Source organism: Streptococcus sp. bf_0095 (assembly GCF_004166885.1).
Taxonomy (GTDB): Bacteria; Bacillota; Bacilli; order Lactobacillales; family Streptococcaceae; genus Streptococcus.
Window position 1 is genome coordinate 291,838 of record NZ_RCYU01000001.1, and the last position, 25,414, is coordinate 317,251.

General features: G+C 40.3%; 26 protein-coding genes. 21 read left to right on the forward strand and 5 right to left on the reverse strand.

The window, feature by feature from the left end:
* Nucleotides 1-10: 10 nt before the first annotated feature.
* From EAI95_RS01485 to EAI95_RS01590, 20 genes are all read left to right on the forward strand, one after another.
* Nucleotides 11-502, forward strand: a complete 492-nt coding sequence (locus EAI95_RS01485; protein ID WP_129821994.1) for a nucleotidyltransferase — start codon at nt 11-13, stop codon at nt 500-502.
* A 379-nt stretch (nt 503-881) separates the two neighbouring features.
* A complete protein-coding gene (locus tag EAI95_RS01490; protein ID WP_023023572.1) occupies nt 882-1,901 on the forward strand; it encodes a DNA/RNA non-specific endonuclease in 1,020 nt (339 codons plus the stop codon).
* 120 nt (nt 1,902-2,021) lie between these two features.
* Nucleotides 2,022-2,198: a hypothetical protein gene (locus EAI95_RS09945; protein WP_023023570.1), complete on the forward strand. Its 177-nt coding sequence runs from the start codon at nt 2,022-2,024 to the stop codon at nt 2,196-2,198.
* A complete protein-coding gene (locus tag EAI95_RS01495) occupies nt 2,198-2,809 on the forward strand; it encodes a Fic family protein (protein WP_023023568.1) in 612 nt (203 codons plus the stop codon). The genes EAI95_RS09945 and EAI95_RS01495 overlap by 1 nt, the downstream gene beginning before the upstream one ends.
* A 259-nt stretch (nt 2,810-3,068) precedes the next feature.
* The gene (locus EAI95_RS01500; protein WP_120701865.1) at nt 3,069-4,820 is read left to right on the forward strand and encodes a glycoside hydrolase family 13 protein; all 1,752 of its coding nucleotides are present in this window, start codon (nt 3,069-3,071) and stop codon (nt 4,818-4,820) included.
* Between the two features lie 79 nt (nt 4,821-4,899).
* Nucleotides 4,900-5,439: an RDD family protein gene (locus EAI95_RS01505; RefSeq protein WP_120701866.1), complete on the forward strand. Its 540-nt coding sequence runs from the start codon at nt 4,900-4,902 to the stop codon at nt 5,437-5,439.
* 147 nt (nt 5,440-5,586) lie between these two features.
* Nucleotides 5,587-6,279: an Ltp family lipoprotein gene (locus EAI95_RS01510; protein WP_117744348.1), complete on the forward strand. Its 693-nt coding sequence runs from the start codon at nt 5,587-5,589 to the stop codon at nt 6,277-6,279.
* Between the two features lie 483 nt (nt 6,280-6,762).
* On the forward strand, nt 6,763-7,074 hold the full coding sequence (locus EAI95_RS01520; protein ID WP_117744347.1) for a hypothetical protein: 312 nt from the start codon (nt 6,763-6,765) through the stop codon (nt 7,072-7,074).
* Nucleotides 7,075-7,227: 153 nt separating this feature from the next.
* Nucleotides 7,228-7,950: an Ltp family lipoprotein gene (locus EAI95_RS01525; protein ID WP_238662880.1), complete on the forward strand. Its 723-nt coding sequence runs from the start codon at nt 7,228-7,230 to the stop codon at nt 7,948-7,950.
* A gap of 229 nt (nt 7,951-8,179) precedes the next feature.
* Nucleotides 8,180-9,067, forward strand: a complete 888-nt coding sequence (locus EAI95_RS01530; RefSeq protein WP_129821995.1) for a DUF4300 family protein — start codon at nt 8,180-8,182, stop codon at nt 9,065-9,067.
* A gap of 300 nt (nt 9,068-9,367) precedes the next feature.
* Nucleotides 9,368-9,757 carry a hypothetical protein gene (locus EAI95_RS01540; RefSeq protein WP_061564056.1) on the forward strand — a complete coding sequence of 130 codons (390 nt, stop codon included), beginning with the start codon at nt 9,368-9,370 and terminating at the stop codon, nt 9,755-9,757.
* A 66-nt stretch (nt 9,758-9,823) separates the two neighbouring features.
* Complete coding sequence (locus EAI95_RS01545) at nt 9,824-10,675, forward strand: CbrC family protein (protein WP_129821996.1); 852 nt, start codon at nt 9,824-9,826, stop codon at nt 10,673-10,675.
* Between the two features lie 251 nt (nt 10,676-10,926).
* Nucleotides 10,927-12,366 carry a helix-turn-helix domain-containing protein gene (locus EAI95_RS01550; RefSeq protein WP_129821997.1) on the forward strand — a complete coding sequence of 480 codons (1,440 nt, stop codon included), beginning with the start codon at nt 10,927-10,929 and terminating at the stop codon, nt 12,364-12,366.
* Nucleotides 12,367-12,606: 240 nt separating this feature from the next.
* Nucleotides 12,607-14,115 (forward strand): glycerol kinase GlpK, encoded by a 1,509-nt coding sequence (gene glpK, locus EAI95_RS01555; protein ID WP_129821998.1) that lies wholly within the window; start codon nt 12,607-12,609, stop codon nt 14,113-14,115.
* A 33-nt stretch (nt 14,116-14,148) separates the two neighbouring features.
* A complete protein-coding gene (gene glpO, locus EAI95_RS01560; RefSeq protein WP_117744339.1) occupies nt 14,149-15,975 on the forward strand; it encodes a type 1 glycerol-3-phosphate oxidase in 1,827 nt (608 codons plus the stop codon).
* A 69-nt stretch (nt 15,976-16,044) separates the two neighbouring features.
* A complete protein-coding gene (locus tag EAI95_RS01565; protein WP_129821999.1) occupies nt 16,045-16,746 on the forward strand; it encodes an MIP/aquaporin family protein in 702 nt (233 codons plus the stop codon).
* Nucleotides 16,747-17,413: 667 nt separating this feature from the next.
* Nucleotides 17,414-18,178, forward strand: a complete 765-nt coding sequence (locus EAI95_RS01575) for a (S)-acetoin forming diacetyl reductase (RefSeq protein ID WP_023023545.1) — start codon at nt 17,414-17,416, stop codon at nt 18,176-18,178.
* 174 nt (nt 18,179-18,352) lie between these two features.
* Nucleotides 18,353-18,955: a hypothetical protein gene (locus EAI95_RS01580; RefSeq protein WP_129822000.1), complete on the forward strand. Its 603-nt coding sequence runs from the start codon at nt 18,353-18,355 to the stop codon at nt 18,953-18,955.
* Between the two features lie 109 nt (nt 18,956-19,064).
* Nucleotides 19,065-19,700, forward strand: a complete 636-nt coding sequence (locus EAI95_RS01585; RefSeq protein WP_023023434.1) for a copper homeostasis protein CutC — start codon at nt 19,065-19,067, stop codon at nt 19,698-19,700.
* Nucleotides 19,701-19,774: 74 nt separating this feature from the next.
* The gene (locus EAI95_RS01590; RefSeq protein WP_129822001.1) at nt 19,775-20,434 is read left to right on the forward strand and encodes an MmcQ/YjbR family DNA-binding protein; all 660 of its coding nucleotides are present in this window, start codon (nt 19,775-19,777) and stop codon (nt 20,432-20,434) included.
* A gap of 242 nt (nt 20,435-20,676) precedes the next feature.
* Here EAI95_RS01590 and EAI95_RS01600 read toward each other — a convergent pair whose 3' ends face one another.
* From EAI95_RS01600 to EAI95_RS01615, 4 genes are all read right to left on the reverse strand, one after another.
* Nucleotides 20,677-21,339, reverse strand: a complete 663-nt coding sequence (locus tag EAI95_RS01600) for a hypothetical protein (protein ID WP_129822002.1) — start codon at nt 21,337-21,339, stop codon at nt 20,677-20,679.
* 140 nt (nt 21,340-21,479) lie between these two features.
* Nucleotides 21,480-22,748: a PLP-dependent aminotransferase family protein gene (locus EAI95_RS01605; RefSeq protein ID WP_129822003.1), complete on the reverse strand. Its 1,269-nt coding sequence runs from the start codon at nt 22,746-22,748 to the stop codon at nt 21,480-21,482.
* A gap of 88 nt (nt 22,749-22,836) precedes the next feature.
* Nucleotides 22,837-23,484, reverse strand: coding sequence for a hemolysin III family protein (locus tag EAI95_RS01610; protein ID WP_023026889.1), 648 nt, complete (start codon nt 23,482-23,484; stop codon nt 22,837-22,839).
* 2 nt (nt 23,485-23,486) lie between these two features.
* The gene (locus EAI95_RS01615) at nt 23,487-23,930 is read right to left on the reverse strand and encodes a DUF1836 domain-containing protein (RefSeq protein WP_042361110.1); all 444 of its coding nucleotides are present in this window, start codon (nt 23,928-23,930) and stop codon (nt 23,487-23,489) included.
* A gap of 95 nt (nt 23,931-24,025) precedes the next feature.
* Here EAI95_RS01615 and yaaA point away from each other — a divergent pair, with 95 nt between their 5' ends.
* Nucleotides 24,026-24,754, forward strand: coding sequence for a peroxide stress protein YaaA (gene yaaA, locus EAI95_RS01620; RefSeq protein ID WP_129822004.1), 729 nt, complete (start codon nt 24,026-24,028; stop codon nt 24,752-24,754).
* A 102-nt stretch (nt 24,755-24,856) separates the two neighbouring features.
* On the opposite strand, the gene EAI95_RS01625 is transcribed toward yaaA, so the two are convergent.
* Nucleotides 24,857-25,303 (reverse strand): MarR family transcriptional regulator, encoded by a 447-nt coding sequence (locus EAI95_RS01625; protein WP_125329358.1) that lies wholly within the window; start codon nt 25,301-25,303, stop codon nt 24,857-24,859.
* Nucleotides 25,304-25,414: the final 111 nt, after the last annotated feature.

Consider the following 25,414-nt stretch of genomic DNA (forward strand, 5'->3'; position numbering starts at 1 on the left):
TAGAGTAAACATGAGTCTCTTATTTGAAGAATTTAAAACCATTTGTTTCCATTTAAATCGAGTCGGAATTACACCGACACTGATGGGTTCTTTGGGATTGGAGTTTAGAACGAAAGAAAATTGGGGGCCGTCTGACATTGACATTCATGTGCCTGGTGACCCTAGAGGTTGGGAAGCACCTGATCATCTCAGAATTTATGACTGGGACAAGATAATGAAAGTGATGAAAGACTTAGGCTACGTCTTAATAGATATTCATGAGCATGAATTCCAAAAGGATCGAGTGAGTGTTGAATTTGGAAGTATCGATTCCTTACCTGATTTTGCAGGAGTTTCGGAATCGGATATAGAGCTTATTCACATTGAAGGAATCACTTTTCGTTTTCCAAGTATGGAGCAGTATCTAAGTATTTACAAAGCTTCTTCTCAAGACTCCTATCGAAATGATCACAATGACAATAAGGATTTTAAAAAGATCGAGTGGCTGGAAAGACATTTGTAAATTATCATATGAAAAGTAGTAAGTTGTAAAACTGACTGCTATGTTATTTTTATTATCATTTTTATTGGTCATTAAATTTATACTATAGAAAAATCTGTCCAATTGATCTAATCATAATCAAATAACAAGTAGGAACATTCATGTTTAAATCCAATAAGCTGATTATTTTTTTAATTTCCCTTCCTTTCCAGTGCTTTCGACAAAGTCAAAGCAATTTTTGATGATGCTGGTGTTGATGTGGACTGGTTGTAAAAACTTACTAAAGAGGATCCATTGTTTTATTTAATCAAACTAAAAATTGAAATCTAAACCGAATTTCTATGTTTGTAACCGCTTTTTTCTGCTATAATAATACTAGATAGTAATGCGGGAGTTTATTATGGTTATAAAAGGTTTTTTTAAAAATGTCATCGTTGGGATAGTCGCGGTTTTCATGTCCTTAACCTTTGTTCATGGGGTTCAAGCTCAGCAAACTGGACTCGATTACCAAAGTCTTAACCTGCTACCTTTTACTGGTAATAAGCAGCTCGTTCTAGGTGAGTTTGATCATTTAGGTCGTGCAACTTCAGCACATATACAGTTACAAGACAAGGATGAACCAAAGCAGAAAAGAGAGCCACGGCTTACCTACAATCCAGTAGGCTGGCATAATTATAAGCTGTCCTATGGAAACAAAGGGAAGAAGGCCTGGTTGTTCCATAGAGGGCATCTGGTCGGCTATCAATTTAGTGGCTTGTCTAATGAAGGGAAAAATTTAGTTCCCTTAACTGCCTGGACCAATAGTGGAAATTATAGTGGCACTGCTGATAGTAATAATGAGGGGATGCTCTACTATGAAAAGCGCTTGGATAGTTGGTTGGCGACTCACCCTCATTATTGGTTAGACTACAAGGTGACTCCGGTTTATGAGGGTGATGAATTAATTCCGAGACAAGTCATCTTGCAGTATGTTGGGATTGATCAAGAAGGAAATCTACTCCGTATAAACCTAGGAAGTCCAAAAGAATCTGTAGATGCTTATGGGATTACCACTGTTACCTTGGACAACTACTCTAAGAATGCAACGATTGATTATGTAAAAGGAACAGCAACTCCATCACTGGTTCCGACTGAGCCAAGTAGTCAAGCACAACCTGCCAGTCCTCCTGTAGAGACCCAACCAAGTCAAGCTCCTCAACCGAGTCAATCAGTAGAGCCAGCTCAGCCAGTTCAACCTGTGGAGCCTACAGAACCAAGTCGTCAATTGGCTCCAGTAGTATATGTGGCAAGAAATGGGAGTGCGGATGTTTATTGGTATTCTTTAGACAACATGCCTCGCAATACTAATTTTTCTAAGGTTGTTCAGATGTCAGAAGAGCAAGCACTAAGTCTCGGAAAGAGGCATACAAGTAAGGAATGAGGATCAGTTATTTTGATAATAAGAAAGCCCAATTGCTGGGCTTTTTGTTGTAGGGTAAGTACTAAATAGGAGAACTAAAATGATTGAAAATATGCTATAATAATAGGACGGAGGTAGAATATGACCTTAGATGTAGATAAAGAAAAAATGATGATTATGGGTGTGGTTTTTGACAACAAAAAGGTTTTTAAGAGCGTCTGGTTTGCTCTGAGCACCAATATGATTGAAGGATGGCATCCCACGGTAGAAGACGTGGAGCGACTGAGAGAAGAGGCAGTTGCATTAGGAGTTGGATAATGGTCAGAAAAATATATGATGGGTATGATTATATAGACCCTGATAATTTGTACACCTATCCCCATTCATCTGTTCTCATAAATAAATTTAATGAGAAAAATGATAATAAAGCACGAGAATTAGAATATCGTTTAGTAGCAAGTCAAAGTTTAAAACTGTTTATTAATCCAATTGAAGTAAATACTGTTTCAGATATTTTAAAGATTCATAAGTTTCTTTTTGAAGGAATGTATACTTGGGCAGGTCAATACCGTCAAGTAAATATCTCTAAAAGTGGAAATGCTTTTATGCCAGTTCAGTCTTTTGATATGGCAGAAAAATTTTTAAATACTTTGCTTTCAAACTATTTACTTAACGCAAATAATAAAATTGAGATTTGTAAAAGTTTAGCTGAGATATTAGATAATCTAAATTATTTTCACCCATTTCGAGAAGGAAATGGTCGTACTCAACGAGAAGTTATCCGTTCTTTAGCTTTGATGAAAGGTTATGAATGTGAAATTTCAATTGGTTTAGATGATGATATCTATCACTTATATATGGATGGAACAGTTTATGGAGATACTAGTAAGCTCGAACAACTGTTCAATAAACTATTAACAGAAATATAGAACTGTAGTATATTTTAGTAGGAAACAGTATAAAGTGATGCTTATAAGGTAAAGTCATTGCTTCAACAAAAATCTTTAAGCCCAATCGTTGGGCTTTTTATGTGCAATACAATCTTAAAAAAGTTAGAAGTTATGAATGATCTCCTCTAATATCTTGCAAACCTTTTCATAAAGTTGTATACTAATAAATGATTTTGTGTAATCGTTTGCATAAATTGATAAATGATGAGAAAAGAAATAAAAGTAGGAGACTAGACAGATGGAATTAACAGCTATTTATCATCGGCCTGAATCGGAGTACGCCTATCTTTATAAGGACGGCCAGCTCCACATTCGCATCCGGACCAAGAAAGAAGATATCAAACGGATTGTCTTGCACTATGGGGATCCTTTTATTTTTATAGAGGGTCTTTATGAGGCATCCAAGGAAATGGATAAAGTGACGACAGACGACCTATTTGATTACTGGCAAGTGTCGGTATCTGTTGGCCATGCTCGGATCCAGTACCTCTTTGAATTAGAAGATACAAAAGGACAGAAGGTCTTGTACGGAGATCGAGGTGTGGCTTCCTATAACAAGGAGAACCTTGAATTCGTCATGAACGGATTTAAGCTTCCTTTTATCCATGAGATTGATGGTTGTGCTGTTCCAGATTGGGCGGCGCAGACGGTTTGGTACCAAATCTTCCCAGAACGCTTTGCCAATGGGAATCCAGCCCTTTCTCCGGAAGGCGTTCGCCCTTGGGATGCATCAATTGCTCCTAAAATATTGGATTTCTTTGGTGGAGATTTACAAGGGATTATCGATCACTTAGATTACTTGCAGGAGTTAGGGATTACAGGGCTCTACCTTTGCCCGATTTTTGAATCTCCGAGCAGTCACAAGTACGATACCATTGATTATTTTGAAATTGATCGACATTTTGGTGATAAGGAGACCTTCCGACAGCTAGTGAAAGAGGCCCACGCGCGTGGGATGAAGATCATGCTGGATGCCGTCTTTAACCATATTGGCTATGATTCACCTCAATGGCAGGATGTGCTCAAACACGGGGAGAGTTCGATATACAAGGACTGGTTCCACATCAAGGAATTCCCGGTAGAGACTGATAATTTGTGGAATAGTCGCGACTTGTCTTACCATGCGTTTGCCTTTGCGGGCTATATGCCCAAGCTCAATACGGCTAATCCAGAGGTGAAGGCCTATCTCTTGAAGGTGGCGACATACTGGATTGAAGAGTTTGATATCGATGCTTGGCGTTTGGATGTGGCGAATGAAATCGACCATCAATTCTGGCGCGATTTCCGTAAAGCAGTCTTGGCCAAGAAACCGGACCTCTATATCCTCGGAGAAATCTGGCATTCGTCCCAACCTTGGCTCAATGGCGATGAGTTCCATGCCGTTATGAATTACCCGCTCTCTGAAAGTATCAAGGATTATTTCCTGCGAGGACATAAGGAGACACAGCGCTTCATTTGGGAGATCAATAGCCAGTCTATGTACTACAGGCAGCAGATCTCTGAGGTTATGTTTAATCTCTTGGACTCGCATGATACAGAGCGCATCCTGACGACGGCCAAAGGTGATCTCCAGTCTGTTAAGTCTGCTCTCGCTTTCCTCTATTTGCAACGCGGTACGCCTTGTATCTACTATGGAACAGAGCTAGCTCTCATCGGTGGTCCAGACCCAGATTGCCGCCGTGTCATGCCATGGGAGCGCGTGGCAGCTGACAATGACATGCTAAACTTTATGAAGGACTTGATCCAGCTCCGAAAAGAAGTAGCGGGCATGATTCAGTATGGTAAAGTGAGTCTGGAAGAAGTGGAGCCAGATGTGGTGGCAGTGGAATGGCAATATGAAGGTGATATTCTCAAAGCCTACTTTAACCACTCAAAGAAAGACGTTGTCTTAGAAAGAGGACAGGCAAATCTGATCAGTCTTGTGAATATATCCGATGGTCGATTGATCATTCAGCCAAATGGCTTTGTTATTTATAGAGAAGATAAGTAGGTTTGAAGACTGCAATTGCTAGATTGCAGTCTTTTTTTATAAATAGTTTCTTTATTCGTACCCTTATATTATAATGGAGATGAGAAAGGGGGAGACGGTGATGAAGATGTTAGCAATCAATCCTATTTCGGTTAAAAAAAGAATGATAGAATTTCTATTCGATTATCTTTTCATTCTAACTTATTTAGTTTTTCTGTTTATAGTTTCGATGCTTATTTACATTATTTTTTTTAATGGTGTCCCAGAGTTTACAGAAATTCAGTCGCAGTGGCTCGTATTTTTTACCTCTATTTTACCAATCACACTCCTTTTCACATACTTGGATTATGCAAAAAATGGGAGTTTTGGGAAGGTAAAAGCAGGACTTGAACTGGTCTACCAGAAAAAAACAGTACAAGCTAGCTTGATCAGAAACACCATTAAATTTTTACCTTGGCAACTCGGTCATATGGGCACAATTCATGGCTTCTATAGTAATTTTGATGGATTATCCATTATCCTCTCTATTTCGGCGACTTTACTAGCAGTTTCCTTACTAGCAATGACGCTGTTTAGGAAAGATAAGAGGCATCTTGGAGACCTGCTAGCCCATACGCAAGTGCAACTAAAAGGTGACTAGGATACAGATTGTCTATTCTGTCCTAAAAGAAAAAATACACATAGTTAGGAAGTATCTGTATAAATGAGATCGTTGAGTTTACAATATTGCTTTATTAAGAACAAAATAACAAATTAATTTGACTACAAACAAGTAAAGGTATTCATTATGAAAGAATTTTTGAAATTTATTTTTTGGATGTTTGTTTCGATTTTTGTATTGATGGTAGTAGTTGTAGCTCTTATGTTAAATAGTTATGATAGAGCTTATGAGAATGCTCATAAGCATTCGAGTTATTCATGGAAAAAAGTAACTTATCCTGTAGAAAAATACTCTAATCCAATTGATGAATATAATGATAATTTCGAATTATTATTTAATTTGCTTGTTAAAAAACTTTTTTCTCCAACTTTAGTAGAAAAAGAATTTAAAAGGGCATATGAAACAGCTAAAAATCTGTCAGCGGATTCTCCTATTTCGATGCAGGCTATCAAAAATAAAATAAAGATTTATAATTATTCAGAAGGCGCTAACCAGTACGCTGTATATAAGCTTAATATAGACTGGAGAGAGCAGGCTGTTTTAGCAGCAAAATCACTTCAAAAGTATCGTTATTCAAAAGAAAAGTTAGTTGAGCAACTGATAAATGTTGCACTATTTACTCAAAAAGAGGCTGACTATGCTGTAGAACAAGTAAATTTCGATTGGAAGGAGAATGCTGTGAAAGAAGCGGAATCTTATGTAAACAGTGGCAAGATTTCGAAAGAAAAGTTATTAGAAATACTTGTTGAGAATAAAAAATTCACTCAAGAAGAAGCTGAGTATGCTATAGAACATGCCAAAATAGATTTGTTGGATTAGACAATAGTTCTAGTATTTATTTAAAGACCTTAAAAGAGGTTAATGAAGCTAAGATAGCTGCGGTAGAAAGTTATGAAAAGTGGCATAATGAGCATAAGGACACAATTACTATTTATGATCGCTATTTGAACAGTGATGATTTCAAAACAAGTTCAATGAAAACTATACAAGATCAACTGAAAACATTTTTAATGGACCATCACTACTATGAAGTAGCTATTCCCCTGATTAGACAATTAAGTAAGAGTTACGATCATTATTATAAAAAACTAACTGAGGCAAGTAACTATTATTTAAAGTAAAAGGAAGATGCACCACAGTAATTCGGAAATCAATATACTTCATAAGATTTAACGATGAAGAGATAGAGTGAGGGATGACTTGCCTTAGCTCTATTTTTCGGTTCCTTTAGTTGTACTTTTCCCCTACATAGGTGTATAATGTGTCCTTGGGTAAAGAAATTAGTAGAGTAAGGTGATTTATATGGAATTAAAAGATTTTACAGAAAAAGAACAAGAACAGATCAACCAAGGTTTGAGTACAGCTGAGATTTCTGATAAAGAAGCGGCGAAGAAGTTGCTTGCTCTTGTACCGCAAGAATGGGTCAAGCGTATTCCTTTCTTTGTCAGAGGGCATGCGACAACAAAGACGATCGAACGTGTGGCTATGCGCTATCCTGAACTCTATGCCGTGGCCAAACGCCAAGGAGACCTTCCTGAAAAAGAACGGGAAGAATTGCGAGTCATTATGACGGAAGTCTTTGAAGAAAAGATGAACAAACACAAGATTAAATAATCCTTTATTATTTTTTATCTCACAATTGAACAAGTGATTGCGGTTGAAATATTGCAGTCGCTTTTTTGTTCACTAGTATGAAGACTTTTACACTAGTAAATAAAAATGAACAATATTTCATGATATAATACTAATGAAAGCGGTTCTAGAGGGATGAAAGATTCCATTGGAGAAAAACAAGTAAAGGTATTCATTATGAAAAAATTTTTGATATTTATTTTTGCGATGTTTGGATTGTTCGTAGGATGGATAGCTATTATGGTATATAGTTATCAAAGAAGTTATAATGAATGGAAAAGTTCACGTTCAGGATCAAGAGTAACTTATCCAGTTGAAAAATACTCTACTTCAAGTTCTAGTACCAAGTATTATGATTATGAAAAATACTCTACTTCAAGTTCTAGTACGAAGTATTATGATTATAAAAAATCAAATGAATATACAGATGCATATGTAAAAGCTCTCTTTTTGTCAGAAAAATCTCATTTATCGAAACAGAAAATTGAACAAGATTTAACAAGGTTTGGAAGATATTCAGAGGATGCTACCCAGTACGCTATCAATAAGCTTAATATTGACTGGAAAGAGCAAGCACTTTTAAGAGCAAAATATTATCAAGAGTTTCATTATTCAAAAGAAAAATTAGTTGAGCAACTTATAAATGTTGAACTATTTACTCAAGAAGAGGCTGATTATGCTGTAGAACATGTTAATTTCGATTGGAAGGAGGACGCTATGAAAGAAGCGGAATCTTATGCAAACGGTACCAAGATTTCGAAAGAAAAGATGTTAGAAGTACTTGTTGAAAACAAAAAATTTACTCAAGAGGAAGCCGAGTACGCAATAGAACATGCCAAAATAGATTGGTCGAATTAAACAATAATTTTAATTTTGATTTTTGTAACATATTGAAGAGCTGGATAGTCTGCCAGCTCTTTTTTGCTACTTATAAAGTTTCCTTAATTCGTGAAAAATAGTTGGAGCTAAGTCAGTTTTAAACTATAATATAGGATAAGGAGATTCGATAGGAAGAAGAAATGAATGATGTTACAAAACACGATTCAATGTTACAAAACATCTTAGTATATAGAAAAGGAACCAGTTTATGAAACCATCTAAAAAAATCATGCTCCTTACTAGCTGTGCCTTGGCAATCTTTGCTTTAGCGGCTTGTGGGACCAATCAAAAGCAATCCAAGGAAAAGAAGGAAACTTCCATTGTGCAGAAATCTAGTTCAGACAAGGAGCACTACAAGGGAACATACAGCAACCTTAATAGCAAGGAAAGCGTCGAAGAAGTGCGGGCTCTCTTGTCTGCTTATTTGGATCAGGAAAGTGTAGACAAGTTTCTGGGTCTAGTAACGGACTATGATAGCATTGTCGGCTCGGTCGGTTTGACGGGTAACTTCAGCAAGTTCAAGAAAACAGACTACAATGTAGAAAAAATTAGTGACTTGTGGACCAAGCAGAAGGGCGATTTCGTCGGGACTAACTGCCGGATCAATAGCTATACTCTTCTGAAGAATCGCATTGAGATTCCTAAGATGAAAGCGGATAGTGAACTCTTGTTCGTGGACAATGACGCTATTGACAAAGGGAAAGTCTTTGATGAGGCAGACAAGGAAGCCTTTAACATTCTGTATTCACGGGTTCCGACAGAGGCTACAACGGATGTCAAGGTCCATTCTAAGAAGATGGAAGAGTTTTTTGCCAATTTCAAATTTAATGAAAATGCCCGCATGCTTTCTGTCATCGTTCATGATAACCTAGATGGCAACACCCTTTTTGTCGGACACGTCGGTGTCTTGGTTCCTGCCAAGGACGGCTATCTCTTTGTCGAAAAGCTGACCTTTGAAGAGCCCTATCAAGCGATCAAGTTTGCGACCAAGGAAGATGTCTACAAATACTTGGAGACCAAATACCAAGATTACACCGGTGAAGGTCTAGCTAAGCCCTTTATCATGGACAATGAAAAATGGGTTGAAACCAAATAGAATTTCTAGCTAGTTAAGTTTGATGGGAGCTCCAGCTAAGGAAAGGAGCTAAAGATGAATAAAAAAACGGAGCTACTTTGCTCTAGCCCTTATTCTTAACGGTTTTCTATTAGTAGAATCAAGTATGTATGTCCTACCCTATATTGAAGGATTTAAAGAATTAGAGCTTGCTGTTTTTATAATTGGAGTTCTAATCTTAGTGGGTGTCATCATCTTATTAACAAAGACTAAAAAGTATACTGATTAAGGCCGAGTCAACAATTGTACTGTGTATTTAGAATTTATGGTGGGAGAAATGGAATGGAGAGTTTAGAATCAGGACCAGTATTATTAAGTGTTGGTTTTATTGGCTTCTTCAGCATTACTTTATTCGTTCGTCGGTGGTTAGCTAGCCGACGTAGAGGAGGCTCATTTTTTGAACCTTACCATATTTCGAATGGCATCTTCTACATTCATGTGCCTTTGTGTTTCAGCCGTCGTATGATCCCATTGAAAGAGATGAAGCAGATAACTTACTTATTGCTCCGTGGTCGCGCTGGTGGTGGGAGTCGCTATTCTTTCTATATCGAACTCAGAAATGGAAAGACCATTCCCTTCTTTTTTAGTAAAAGTAAACAGAATGAACTGTTGGTTGAAAAACTCAAGCAAAATGCTGGTAAGTATGGATTTAAAGTACATTTTCAACGCTAGAATACAATCACCTGAAGGAAAAAAACTAGGATTTGATTATCTGTAAAAACGAAAGTGAGCAATTCTATGAACGATTCTATGAAAGAATATATCCACTTAAAAAAGCAGTTCCAAGCGCAAGATAAGGATTCATCCAGCGTGCTGGCTTTCTATGAATTTGCGGATCGACTGACCGTACTGGAAACTCCAGAAACTAAGCAGGTCTTGGTGGATGTGTATCAGGAGTTGGGCTTGTATGCCAGTGCCTTTGCTCTCTTCTCAGAGCTAGTAGACAAGTCTGATCGCAAGCAAGTTAAGAAACTTTTCACCTTAGAAAAGATGAGTCTAAGTCATGGAGATCGCTTTGCTCTCTCTCGTCCCTTGACCGAAAAAGAAAAAGAGGCTCATAAGGAGAAAGTCAGTGAATTGCCAACCTTCCGCTATCATCCGGATCCACTAGCGACTGGTGCCTTTAAGGAAGGGGAGTCTAAGACCTGTCCTTCGTGTGGGAAAGACCACACCATCTATTATGCGTTGAGACCCTATTGTGTGGAGGAGCTAAGCCATCTCTGTCCGACTTGTATTGCTACAGGTCGTGCTGCTCAGAATTTTGAAGCAGAGTTTATCCAAGATGCTGATTGGCAAGGGGTCATGGATAAGGAAAAAGACCAGGTCCTCTTCTGTCAAAATCCTGGCTATAGCAGCTGGCAGGGCGAATATTGGCTCTCTTGTTGCCAAGACTACTGTGCCTATCTGGGGACAGTTGGCACTCGTGAACTGGAAGAAATGGGCATAGCAGAGCAAGTTTTGGAAGAATATGAGGCGCGTGATGAATTTCAGGATGTGGCTGAATACTTAGTAAAGGATGGTTCTATGTGTGGCTATCTCTTTCGATGTCTACACTGTGAACTATACCATCTTTGGGTCGATGCGGATTAGGGGGGATCTATCTGATTTATCATCCTGTTACGGAGGAAAAATGAGCAAATTATTTTCAAAATCCTAGTAGCCTCTTGGCTAGTGGCTTTACGAAAATCATAGAGTAGAGCTTTACCTCTCAGCCGATTTCGGTGGGAGGTTTTATAATTTAGAGATTGGTGATATTTAGATAGAGCTGGTAAGCATTATATTTCGACTTTCATAAGTTTTGTGTTATGCTAAAACTAATATCATGGAAGGTTTTTCTGAAAATGCATTTAGCTGATTTAATGGAAAAAAGTGAGGGTGGGCAGTTTTTAATCCTGTCTCATCTGCAAAAGCATTCTCCAAGCAGTCTGTCAGAAGTGATGGCTGAGACGGAATTTTCCAAAGCAACATTGAACAAATATCTTGCACTGATCAATGACAAGGCCCAAGAAAATCAGCTGGCCCTTTCCATTGAGGTAGTAGATGAAAACCTTCGCCTTCTTGTGGATTCGGATACCAAGGGGCGGGACATTCGGCGGGCTTTTTTGGACAATGCCATCAAGTACCAACTATTGATCTATTTGCTTTATCATGGCCAGTTTCAAGCTCAGCAACTATCTCAGGAACTCTTGATTAGTGAAGCGACATTAGGGCGTCATATTTCGGGCTTAAACAAATTATTAGCTGAGTTTCAATTTTCCATCCACAATGGGCGCTTGAAAGGGCCTGAACATAAGATTCGCTATTTTTATTTTGGCTTGCTACGAAAGGTCTGGGCTAGTGCAGACTGGAAACAAGAACTGGACAAGAAAGAAAGACAAACCGAAATTGCAACCTTAGAAGAGCTCTGTGGAGCAAAATTGTCTCAAGGACAACGCTTGGATTTTGTTCTCTGGTCCCATATTACCCAGCAACGACTCAAGGTTAATGCCTGTCAGTTCCGAGAAATTGAACAGAAGATGAAGGGCTATACGGACAATATATTTTATCAACGTTTGTTTCATAGGGTAGACCAGCTCTTTTCAGGGAAACACATTGCTCTTAGCTATGAGGATGGAGAGATGTTGATCCTCTTTGCTTTTCTAGTCACCCATCGGATCCTCCCCCTTCATACCATGGAGTATATCTTAGGATTTGGAGGGGAGATTGGGGCTTTGACTACGCAGCTCATTCAAGAGATGAAAACACAGAAGCTTTTAGGAGAGTATATAGAGGGCCCAGTGACCTATGAATTGAGTCAAATTTGTGGCCAAGTTTATCTATTTTCTGGCTATCTGCTACAAGACAAGCATAAATACCAGCTTGAAACGCATCCTCCCTATGGATTTAGTAGCCATGACTATAGAGAAGTAGCAGATTCCATCTTTAGCAAACTGCCTCTCTTTTCCCAAGCGACTGCCCTGGATAAAAAAATTAGGTGGGAGTGGCTTCAATTAATGGATTATATCGTGGAGAATAGTGGGCGTCAAATTAAGATTGGCCTGGACTTAACAGTGGGCTATCTAGGCTATACACGGATGACAGAGGTCCTCAAGCGCTACTTGGAGTACAATCGTTTTATTACCATTGAAGCCTTTGATCCAGCTACGGATTATGATTTGATTGTGACCAACAATCCTATTAGCCATAGCAAGCGAATTCCTGTCTATTATTTGAAATATGACTTGGATCTGACAGATTTAGCCAATATTCGTCAGATGATTTATGGGGATGCCAATTCTTAGTAGATTACAAAGAAGACTTGGGTCTTCTTTTTTTGTTGGAAAATGCTTAGATTTGTCTGAAAATTTAATAGAACAGCAGTTTGGAAATCTCTTCTGTCTCAAGCGATTCAAGAGACGCTCCTCATATTTTTTAAAAATTAAAAAAAAATTGATGATCATGAAAGCGGTTTATTTTGTATACTAGACAATGTAAGGAGTACGTCTCCTAAAGAATATTTCTTTTTCCCAGGAGGACAGTTCATGTCACAAGAAAAATACATTATGGCCATTGACCAAGGAACAACAAGTTCAAGAGCAATCATTTTCAATAAAAAAGGAGAAAAAGTAAGCTCTAGCCAAAAAGAGTTCACGCAAATTTTCCCTCAAGCTGGTTGGGTTGAACACAATCCAAATGAAATCTGGAACTCTGTTCAGTCTGTTATCGCTGGTGCCTTTATCGAAAGTGGCATCAAGCCAGGACAAATCGAAGCTATCGGAATTACCAACCAACGGGAAACAACCGTTGTTTGGGATAAGAATACTGGACTTCCAATCTACAATGCCATTGTTTGGCAGTCTCGCCAAACAGCTCCTTTAGCTGAACAACTTAAGAGCCAAGGGTATGTCGAAAAATTCCACCAAAAAACAGGTTTGGTCATTGATGCCTACTTCTCAGCAACTAAGATTCGCTGGATCTTGGACCATGTAGAAGGAGCACAAGAACGGGCTGAAAAAGGAGAATTGCTTTTCGGTACCATCGATACTTGGTTGGTTTGGAAGTTGACAGACGGAGCTTCTCACGTAACAGACTATTCAAATGCTGCTCGTACCATGCTCTACAATATTAAAGACCTAAAATGGGATGATGAGATTTTGGAAATCCTCAATATTCCTAAGGCTATGCTTCCAGAAGTGCGTTCAAACTCTGAAATCTATGGAAAAACAGCTCCTTTCCATTTCTACGGTGGAGAAGTTCCTATCTCAGGTATGGCGGGTGACCAACAAGCAGCCCTCTTTGGACAGTTGGCCTTTGAACCAGGTATGGTCAAAAATACTTACGGTACTGGATCTTTCATCATCATGAATACAGGTGAAGAGATGCAGTTATCTGAAAATAACTTGTTAACTACCATTGGATATGGAATTAACGGGAAAGTATACTATGCCTTAGAAGGATCCATCTTTATCGCGGGTAGTGCCATTCAATGGCTTCGTGATGGTCTTCGTATGGTGGAAAACTCACCTGAATCTGAAAAATATGCGCGTGATTCTCACAACAATGATGAAGTTTATGTGGTACCGGCCTTCACAGGTCTAGGAGCACCATACTGGAATCAAAATGCTCGTGGTTCTGTCTTTGGCTTGACTCGTGGAACAACCAAAGAAGACTTTATTAAGGCGACTCTTCAATCCATTGCTTACCAAGTACGGGATATCATCGATACTATGCAGGTTGATGCTAAGACGGCTATTCAAGTCCTTAAAGTGGACGGTGGAGCAGCTATGAATAACTTCTTGATGCAGTTCCAAGCGGATATTCTTGGTATTGATATCGCTCGTGCTAAAAACTTGGAAACAACAGCTTTGGGGGCAGCCTTCCTTGCTGGCCTGTCAGTCGGCTACTGGAAAGACCTAGATGAATTGAAAGAACTCAATGCAACTGGTGAACTCTTCGAGCCTTCTATGAACGAATCTCGTAAAGAACAACTCTACAAGGGATGGAAGAAAGCTGTTAAAGCTACCCAACTCTTTGCAGAAATTGAAGACTAGTCAAGACTTCAGTAGGATAGAAAGTGAAGAATTATGGAATTTTCAAAGAAAACTCGTGAATTATCGATTAAGAAAATGCAAGAACGCACCCTGGATCTTTTGATTATCGGGGGAGGGATCACAGGTGCTGGGGTAGCCTTGCAGGCAGCAGCAAGTGGTCTTGAAACAGGTTTGATTGAAATGCAGGACTTTGCGGAAGGGACATCAAGCCGTTCAACAAAATTGGTCCACGGTGGACTTCGTTACCTCAAACAATTTGACGTAGAAGTGGTATCAGATACGGTATCAGAACGTGCAGTAGTGCAACAAATTGCTCCTCATATTCCAAAACCAGACCCAATGCTCTTACCAGTCTATGATGAAGATGGGGCAACTTTTAGCCTCTTCCGTCTTAAGGTAGCCATGGACCTCTATGACCTCTTGGCAGGTGTCAGCAATACTCCAGCTGCCAACAAGGTCTTGACCAAAGAAGAAGTGTTGGCTCGTGAGCCTGAGTTGAAACAAGAAGGTCTAGTCGGAGGTGGGGTCTACCTAGACTTCCGTAACAACGATGCTCGTTTGGTGATTGAAAATATCAAACGTGCCAACCAAGATGGGGCCCTCATTGCTAACCACGTAAAAGCTGAAGGATTCCTCTTTGATGAATCTGGCAAGATCACAGGTGTAGTGGCGCGTGATCTCTTGACTGATGAAGTCTTTGAAATCAAGGCTCGTTTGGTGATTAATACAACTGGTCCTTGGAGCGATAAAGTGCGTAACCTCTCAAACGATGGAGAGCAGCATTCACAAATGCGTCCAACCAAGGGTGTTCACTTGGTCGTAGATTCAAGCAAGATCAAAGTTTCTCAACCAGTCTACTTTGATACTGGTCTTGGAGATGGTCGGATGGTCTTCGTCTTGCCACGTGAAAACAAAACTTACTTCGGAACGACTGACACGGACTACACTGGCGACTTAGAGCATCCAACAGTAACTCAAGAAGATGTCGACTACTTGTTAGGAATCGTGAATAACCGCTTCCCAGAAGCTCACATCACCATCGATGATATCGAAAGTAGCTGGGCTGGTCTTCGTCCGTTGATCTCAGGAAACAGTGCTTCTGACTACAATGGTGGAAACAACGGCACTATCAGTGATGAAAGCTTTAATGCTTTGATTGCAACAGTTGAAGGCTATCTTTCTAAAGAAAAATCGCGTGAAGATGTTGAATCAGCAATCAGCCACTTGGAAGGCAGCACTTCTGAAAAACATTTGGATCCATCTGCTGTTTCTCGTGGATCAAGCTTAGACCGCGATGACAATGGTCTTTTGACCCTGGCTGGTGGGAAGATTACAGACTACCGCAAGATGGCTGAAGGAGCGATGGAGCGTGTCTTGACCATTCTCAAGGAAGAATTTGACCGTCAGTTCAAATTGATCAACTCTAAGACCTATCCAGTATCAGGTGGAGAAATTAACCCAACGAACGTGGATTCTGAAATCGAAGCCTTTGCTCAACTTGGCGTATCTCGTGGCTTGGATAGCAAGGAAGCTCACTACCTAGCTAACCTATACGGTTCTAATGCACCTAAGGTCTTCGCCCTTGCTCATAGCGTGGAACAAGCACCTGGATTGAGCCTAGCAGATACCTTATCACTTCACTATGCAATGCGCAATGAATTGGCACTTAGCCCAGTTGACTTCCTTCTTCGTCGGACGAACCACATGCTCTTCATGCGAGATAGCTTAGATGCAATTGTCGAACCTGTTTTGGATGAAATGGGACGCTTCTATGAATGGTCAGAAGAAGAAAAAGCTGGCTACCGTCAAGACTTGCAAGTCGCTTTGGAAAACAATGACTTGGCAGCATTAAAAAATTAAGAAAAACAAAAAGGGGTTGGAAAGAAGAATATCTGACCGGCCCCTCTTTATAATGGAGAAATAAATCATATGAAAGAATTATTTGGTGAATTTTTAGGGACCTTAATCCTGATTCTTTTGGGAAATGGGGTTGTAGCAGGAGTGGTTCTTCCGAAAACGAAGAGCCATAACTCAGGTTGGATCGTCATTACTCTTGGTTGGGGGATTGCAGTTGCAGTGGCAGCCTTTATCTCTGGCAAGTTAAGTCCGGCACATTTGAATCCAGCGGTGACGATTGGGGTTGCTCTTAATGGTGGACTAGCTTGGGCATCTGTGATTCCTTATATCATCGCTCAATTTGCTGGAGCCATGGTGGGGCAAGTCCTTGTCTGGTTACAGTTCAAACCGCATTACCTAGCAGAAGAAAATCCTGGAAATATCCTTGGAACATTCAGTACTGGTCCAGCAATTAAGGACACTACTTCAAACCTTATCAGTGAAATCCTCGGAACCTTTGTCTTGCTACTGACTATCTTTGCACTTGGTCTTTATGACCTTCAAGCAGGACTTGGTACTTTTGCCGTTGGTACCTTGATTGCAGGGATTGGTTTGTCTCTCGGTGGAACTACAGGCTGCGCTCTCAACCCAGCTCGTGACCTAGGACCTCGTATCATGCACAGCCTCCTTCCTATTCCTAACAAAGGAGATGGTGACTGGGGTTACGCTTGGATCCCAGTAGTTGGTCCAATCATCGGTGCAGTACTTGCAGTAGCAGTCTTTAAAATGTTTTAAAAAATGAAAGAGGCTGGGACAAAAGTCCTAGCCTCTCAATTGTCTTTGGATTATCGAGCAAGACGCAGTGGTTGAGTGGGCTCTACCACGCTGATTTCATCAGCTTTTACAGCCCTACTCAACTGTGAGGAGGTGGGACGACGAAATCGAATTCTAACGAATTACCGATTTCTGTCCCACTCTCTTTTAAAATACTGTATCAGATAAAGAGAGCTTTGTACGTTCTAACTTAAAACAAGCTATAAGAAATGTAAAACGCAATAAAGAAAATAATGATCGCAATAATGTATTGAACTGGTTTAGGTAGGTTATTCAATTTATCCATGAATTCTTTCATTGTTAGATCTCCTTATTATTTGATTGTCTTATAATTAGTGTAGCATGAAATAAGGCCCAAAACAATAGGCAATAGGAGTGTTTTTGTCAAGATATAAAACCCTTTTCAAAATTATTATAATCAGTTAATCTATTACTAAATAAAGATAAGATAGATTGTAAAATACTTTAGAAAATAACAGGCTAGAGTTTGACACTTTTTTCACAAAGGAGTATACTGTTAGCATAGTTTTGGAAGGAACTTATGATAGATTCACCCAAAACTGACTGTCAACCTTTGCTGTTCTTCTATGAACGTTTGCTGGTATCGGGGATACCAAGGAGGAATCATATGTCTAAAGTAGCTATTGTCACAGGTGCAGGTCAAGGGATCGGTTTTGCGATTGCAAAACGATTGGTACAAGATGGCTTCAAGGTCGGAGTCTTAGACTACAATGCTGAGACAGCAGAAAAAGCAGTAGCTGAGTTATCAGCAGAGAATGCTTTTGCGGTCGTTGCTGATGTCTCCAAACAAGCTGAAGTGGCTGCAGCTTTCCAAAAAGTTGTGGATCATTTCGGAGATTTAAATGTTGTCGTTAACAACGCTGGTGTTGCTCCAACTACACCACTTGATACGATTACAGAAGAACAATTTGAACGCACTTTTGCCATCAACGTTGGTGGTGTCATCTGGGGTGCTCAAGCTGCACAAGCTCAATTCAAGGCGCTTGGCCATGGCGGAAAAATCATCAATGCAACTTCACAAGCAGGTGTTGTAGGTAACCCTAACTTGACTGTCTATGGTGGTACTAAGTTTGCAGTTCGTGGTATCACTCAAACTTTGGCACGTGACTTGGCTGATTCAGGTATTACTGTCAATGCGTATGCACCTGGTATCGTTAAGACTCCAATGATGTATGATATCGCTCATGAAGTTGGTAAGAACGCTGGTAAAGATGACGAATGGGGTATGCAAACTTTCGCTAAAGATATTACCCTTAAACGTTTGTCCGAACCCGAAGATGTCGCTGCAGCGGTTAGCTTCCTTGCTGGTCCTGATTCAAACTACATTACAGGACAAACCATCATCGTGGATGGTGGGATGCAATTCCATTAACATTCAAATAGGGGTTGGGATTTTTTCCACCTCTTTTCTTATGTGCACCTTATTCCTCTCGTTCGCTTTTTTTGAAAAATTAGGGTAGAATAGAAGTCGTATTTTAAAAAGAATAGATCAATAGTGATAGAGGTGAATTCTCTTCTATCCATCAAAACGAAAAGAGGTGACCATATGTGGAAATGGATCAAACGACTCATCGGACTGACCTTCCTCCTAGTTATTGTCTTAGCAGTTTTCTTGATACCAGCAAAGGTTTCGACTCAAGAGCAATTTAAAAATGTAACAGTGAATACTTCGCTGGTAGATCTGGCTCAAGAAGGCTTCTCTACAGCAGACGTGACTGCTTCTGGCCTGCAAACAGAGCTTCAACTGAATTCTCCTCAATTGCGCCAAGTTATTAAATCCATGGCAGGGGAAATGACAGATGAAACTCTCCTCAATACAGCAGTTGCTATGAATGGAGAGTATATCAATGTTCAGGTTCCGATTGAACTGGGACCGGTGGAAACCATGGTGAGCATGGACTTTTCAGCTAGTGTGACGGATCAACAATTGACCTTGAACCTAGAACGGGCCCGTCTTGGACATCTGCCGATTCCACGTAGCTTGGTTGCTTCAAAGATTGCTGAAAAAGTTAACCAAGAGGGCACAGGAGCTACTATGATAGGGAATCAAATCCAATTGACCATGCCGACAAGTGGCTACCGAATCCATTCTGCGAAGGTCGAAAAAGGGAACATGGTATTACAGATTATTGTTCCAATTTCCTATTAAGCATCAACCATTGGTTTCTGATGAGGCTGATGGTTTTTCTAATTGACAAAGAAATGAAAAAAGAGTAAGGTAGAACAAGAAAACGATTTCAAATACAGGGAGATTTAGGATGCCGTTATATGAATTTTGTGCAGAGAACATAACACTGTTAGAGAAGGCTTTTCAAGCAGGAGCGCGTCGTGTAGAATTATGTGATAACTTAGCGGTTGGAGGTACGACTCCAAGCTATGGTGTGATCAAAGAGGCTGTGAAGCTTGCTAAAGATTATCAGGCAAAGGTCATCGTTATGATTCGTCCACGAGGTGGAGATTTTGTATACTCTGAGCAAGAGCTAGACATAATGTTAGAAGACTGGAAAATTGCCCGTGACCTGGGTGTTGATGGTTTAGCTGTTGGGGCTTTGACTGCTGACAATCAGCTGGATAAAGATGCCATGCTTCGTTTCATCGAAGCCAGTCAAGGATTTGAATTGACCATGCATATGGCATTTGACCAGATTCCTTTAGAAGATCAAGCTGCGAGTATCGAGTGGATGAAGAAAGTAGGCGTGACGAGACTATTAACAAGAGCCGGCAGTCCAGAAACAGACTTAGAACAACGGTTGCAACGCTACGAAGAGTATGCCCAGCTTGCAGATCGCCAGTTAGAAATCTTGGCAGGTGGAGGAGTCTCTTTGGAGAATCGTCAGCTTTTCCTTGATGTTCCAGGGGTGGATCAGGTCCATGGAACTCGTGTTGTCTTTTAAAGATATATGAGTTGAGGAAGAAATCTCAGCTCTTTTTTCTTGATTTTTGGTATACTGGAGGAAAGGAGTAGTACGTGTTTTTACCAGATTATTTTGAGAAATACAGTATAGACAATGAAAAAGCTCTAGCTTATGGGTTTTCAAAGCAGGGAGAGAAGTTTCACTATGATCAACAGATCCTGGATGGAGACTTCAAACTTTATGTGACTGTCCAAAGTAAGCAAGTGCATTTTTGGCTAGTGGATCAGGAGACAGGCGACGACTATGTGCAGCTTCATATGGACCAGATGGTTGGTCAATATGTTGGCCAAGTCAGAGAAGCTTGCCAGCAGGCCTTAGAGGATATCAGAAGCTCCTGTTTTGCTGTCAAAGATTTTTTGTATCCTCAGACCAAGCGCTTGGTGGATTGGATCAGCCGGCAATATGACCGTCCTATCGAATACCTCTGGGACCGTTCTCCGGACTCGGGCGTCTTCCGTCATCAAAAGGATCTCAAATGGTTTGGCGTCTTGATGAAGATAGACTGGTCCAAGCTAGATGCGAGGCAGGAAGGGAAGATTGAGGTCTTAAATCTTAAACAGGATCATGTCAGCCAACTCTTAGAAGAACCCCATTTCTATCCGGCTTATCATATGAACAAGAAGTACTGGATCAGCATTCCCTTGGATGGTCGAGTGGAGGATGATCTTCTCTTTGAGCTTGTGGCTAAGAGCTGGGTCTTGACTAAGAAGTAAGGTTAACCCAACTCATAAGTAAAAGTGAATGAAACATAAAAAGAGAGTGGGACAGAAATCGGTAATTCGTTAGAATTCGATTTCGTCGTCCCACCTCCGCACAGTTGAGTAGGGCTGTAAAAGCTGATGAAATCAGCGTAGTAGAGGCCACTCAACCACTGCGTCTTGCTCGATAATCCAAAGACAATTGAAAGGCTAGGACTTATGTCCTAGCCTCTTTTATAATGGAGAAATTCCCGGACTTATTGCTCTTTGGTCAATGAGAAGTGGAAATCTCTGTAATTGCTATAGTCAAACTCTGTATTGATATCTGTTGTGAAGGCTATCGGAGTATAATGACCTTCCTCAAGGATAAATCCTGGTTTGAAGCGGAAATTTGCTACTCCTAATCCAGTAATACCAGGAAGAAGAGCATCTGCGCCATTAAGACCTTCTGACTCCCAGTAATAGACATTACCAGATGCTTGAATAGCTCTTGCAGTATAGGTAGCTGTGCGTGTTGGTTCACTATCATTTTTAAAGCTAACGACAGTTGTAATATCTCCATTGGCTTCAATAGTCATTTTGATGCTATCCGCCTGAGGGCTAGATCCTACCCATGTGCCGACAAGATCTGCAGGAACAACTGCTTGATCAGTTGAAGTTGTATTTTCTGCCTTGTTCGGTTCAGTTGAAGCTGACGGGTTACTTGCCTGACTTGAAGGAGTAGTACTTTCTTTTGCTTGAGAAGAAGAAACTGTAGCTTTTTTATTCAAGCTAGCTTTTGGCTTTTTCTCAACTTTCGAGCTAGAAGCTTTTTCGGATGAGGAAGTTGTTTTATCTTTTGAGCCACACCCTCCCAAAGCAAGTCCAAGTGATGCAGCCAAAAGAGAGGCTGCAGTCCAACGAATCAAAGATCGTTTCATAATATCACCTCTTTATCTTTCTGACTTAGATTATACTCCTATTGTTACAGATGTCAAGCAATTTTTTGTAATAAATGTAAAATTTTTGTAACATAGTTTTATATATAAAAATAACTCAAGAATAGAAGGATGGGATTGAATTATAGATAAGCGATAATTTGGGGTAAAACCTCTTCCAGTTTATCCTGTTCAATGCGGGTAAAGGCATAGGGACAAGTTTGGATATAGGCTGATTCAAAGAAGCGAAGGGGAAGTCCACTGTGTTTTAGTCGTGCAATCGAAGAAACTTGTCTCAAATCTAGCAAGACTCCCCCAATGACAGGCCAAGCGGGAATGGGGAGAGAATGTTGATAGAGAAGAGAAGTAGCCTGCTCTGTTTGGATGGCTTGCTGTTGGTGAAGGAGTCCTTTATTTTTGGCAAACATTCCATTGTCAATATAGAGACTCAAGGCCTTCTGCATGACTAAGTTACTTTCGTAGTCGAGTGTTCCCTTCAATTTTAAGACAGGGGCAAGGAGGGCCTGTGGCAGGACCATAGAAGTGATCCGAAGGGCAGAGAAGAGGCTGGTAGAAAAGGACTTGATGTAGATGACCCGGTCAGATGCATCCAGATAATGAAAGCTAGGAGAAAAATGTGGATCATAATCTCCCAAGTAATCGTCCTCGACAATATAGACATCATAGAGTTCTGCTAAGGCCAAAATCTGTTCCTTCTCTTGTTTGCTATAACTATGTCCCAGAGGATAATGGTAGCGGGGAATGGTATAGAAAAATTTGATCCTGCCACTTTTGAAAATGGCTTCCAGTTGGTCAAAGTCAATTCCTTGAGGCAAGCGATTGATGCTTTGATAAGGTAAGTCTTGCTCCTGAATTAATTTATTGATGCGGTAATAGGTTGGTTGCTCTACTAGGATTTCTTCTTTTTGGTTTGGGAAGGCGACCTGGCTTAGGAGGTAGAGGGCTTGCTGGGTTCCTGAGGTGATAACGATTTGTTGCTCCTGGGTATAAATCGCATCTTCTCGCAGGAGAGAAGCAATAGATTGACGGAGATCGACAAGACCTTCTTGTTTTTCATAGTAGTTGAAGAGGTAATTATCACGACCGACAAGGGTTTCGTTGATACAAGTCCGAAAGTCTTCAAAGGCCTGGAAGCGATCTTCCTTGAGGCGAAGAGGCAGGTCGGTATGCTTTCCAGTCTCTTCCTCCAGGACATAATAGCCGCTTTGGGGCTTAGCATAGATATAGTTCTTGTAGCTGAGCTCGAGCAGGGCCCGTTGGACGGTATCCTTACTGCAGGCATACTGAGTGGCTAGTTGGCGAACGGAAGGCAGGCGGTCTCCAGTTTTTAGGATCCCCTGGTCAATCTGGTTTTTCAATGTAGTAAAAATCTTTTGGTATTTGGTTGTCATAACTGTCCCCGTACAATTTTTCTTTATTGTAGTCAATTGGGTGTAAAAAAGCAACTAAAAAGTGACTCCCTATAAGAGAGTCACTGTCTTACATGACATACACAATCGCGATATATTGGAGAGCAGAAGCGGCTAAGATGAAGAGGTGCCAAATCATATGGAAATAAGGTTTCTTTTTGGCGTAAAATCCAGCTCCAACTGTATAACACAGGCCACCCATCAGCATCAAACCCCAGAAGGTTGGACTTGTTTGGCTGATGATCTGTGGGATAATGAAAATCACCAACCATCCCATAATCAAATAGAGGGCCAAGCTGAATTTTTCATTTACCTTCTTAGCAAAAATCTTGTAGAGTATCCCAAAGATAGTCGTCCCCCATTGAATCAGGATAATGGCATAGCCGAACCAGTTGTTCATGAGAGAAAGAACGACGGGTGTATAGCTACCTGCAATGGCAATATAAATCATGGAGTGATCGATAATGCGAAGGACATACTTTTGAGGTGAGTCATAGGCCATGGCATGGTAAATTGTCGATGAGAGAAACATGAGAAAGAGACTGATGACAAAAATCGAGGTCCCGACAGCTGCTAAAGTCCCATGTGTTTCATAACTATAGATAGCAGAAGTTGGAATGAGAAAGAGCATCAAAACAGCCCCGACTGCATGGGTGACACTATTTGCGATTTCTTCTCCAAAGGATAATCGTTTACTTAATTTACTAGCATAATTCACTTTTATTTTTCCTCCTCAGAATGAACATGGATATAGGATAGGGTTTCTTGGTAGAGCAAAACGGTACGACAGGCAGATCCGATAATGGGTGCTAAAGGTTCTTTCTCTTCATGGAGAAAGTCCACAAAACTATTGTAGAGGTCTGCGGAGTTGGCTTGACTCTGCAAGAGGTTCAAGGTAGCCGCGATCTCTTGAATCGAAAAAACCGTCTTTAAGGTTGTAATAGCAATGAGACGGGCAACCTGCTGTCGCTTGTATTTCTTCTTATCTGGTTTTGGCAGGTAGCCGTGTTTAACGTAATTATTGACCATGGAAGCCGTTAAGCCCTTGTCTGTTTCTGAGATAAAAGGCGCACACACCTTATTGACATAGAGGAGGACTTGGTCCAAATAAAGATCAATATCAGGAATTTCTTCCCACTTGGGATAACTGTAGTTGAATAAAATAGTTATTACCTCTTTGTTATCTAGTTTTAATAACTAGATGATAACATGATGGTAATTTTATGTCAAGCGAAAATGAAATATGGTACAATAAATCTATGAAACTATTAATTCCAACTGCAAAAGAAATGAATCTGGATACCCCAGAAAAAACGGGTTATCCTGTATCAAATGAGACACAAGCGGTCATCGATGCCTTAGCTTCATTATCTCTAGAAGAGTTAGCCTCACTTTATAAGATTACTGAAGAGCGGGCAAGTGAAGAAGAGCAACGAATCCGAGCGCTCAAGTCGGGTACAGCTAAGACCTATCCAGCTTTGAATCTCTTCGACGGTCTCATGTACCGGAATATCCGCCGTACGGACTGGACGGAAGCAGAAGCGGCTTATGTGCAAGACCATCTCTTGATCACCTCAGCTCTTTATGGGGTGATTCCGGCCCTTACTCCGATTGCTCCCCATCGTTTGGACTTTCTCATGAAGCTTAAGGTCCAGGGGAAATCCTTAAAGACTTTTTGGAAGGCTAGCTATGATCAAGCTCTTCAGGAGGAAGATCTAATTATTTCTTTGCTTTCCAGTGAGTTTGAAACCGTCTTTTCTAAGGAGATTCAAGATCGGATGGTGACCTTTAAATTTCTAGAAGAGAAAAATGGTCAGTTGAAGGTGCATTCGACCATTTCTAAGAAAGCGCGGGGGGCTTTTGTGACAGCCTTACTAGAGAAGCAGATCACGAAGGTCGAAGAGATGAAGCAGTTAAGCTTTAATGGATTTACTTACCAACCTGATTTATCAACTGAAAAACAATTAGTCTTTGTGAAATATGAGTAAAATAGAAGGTACTAGTCAACAGCGACTAGTACATTTTGTTCTTGAGAATAAAAAAACGCGTTCATAGTTAGCCATGAACACGACTGATTGAATGATTAGAATTTAGTGGGAGCCCTTTAGTTTTTTCAGAAGAGTTTGCAGTTGTTTTTGCTCTTCTTCGCTAAAGACACTCATAACTTTTTGAACATTTCGTATATGATCAGGAAGAACTTCGATAATTTTTTTACGGCCCTTTTCTGTCAAAGAAACAATGCAGGCACGACGGTCGTCTGGATCCGTTTCGCGTTTGATCCATCCATCACGCACCATATTTCGAATGACGACAGTCATATTTCCAGAGGTCGCTAAAATACTGTCAATCAGGTTCTGAATCCGCAGATCCCCCTTACTATACAAGGTTTCCAAAACGGAAAACTGAGTAGGGGTCAACTGATGGTCCTTAAAGACATGGGACTCTGCTGCACGAAAAGTCCGTTCCGCCTTGTGAAAGACAATCATGGTTTTTAATTCTGTTTGGGCTTCTTCAAATAGTTTTTCTAAATTCTTCATACTATTATTTTATCAATAAATAGTATTAGACGCTATTAAGCCTTAATATCAAATAGATTACAGGCGGGTGACAAGATAATAGAATTATCAACACAAGAAATAGGTCTGTTA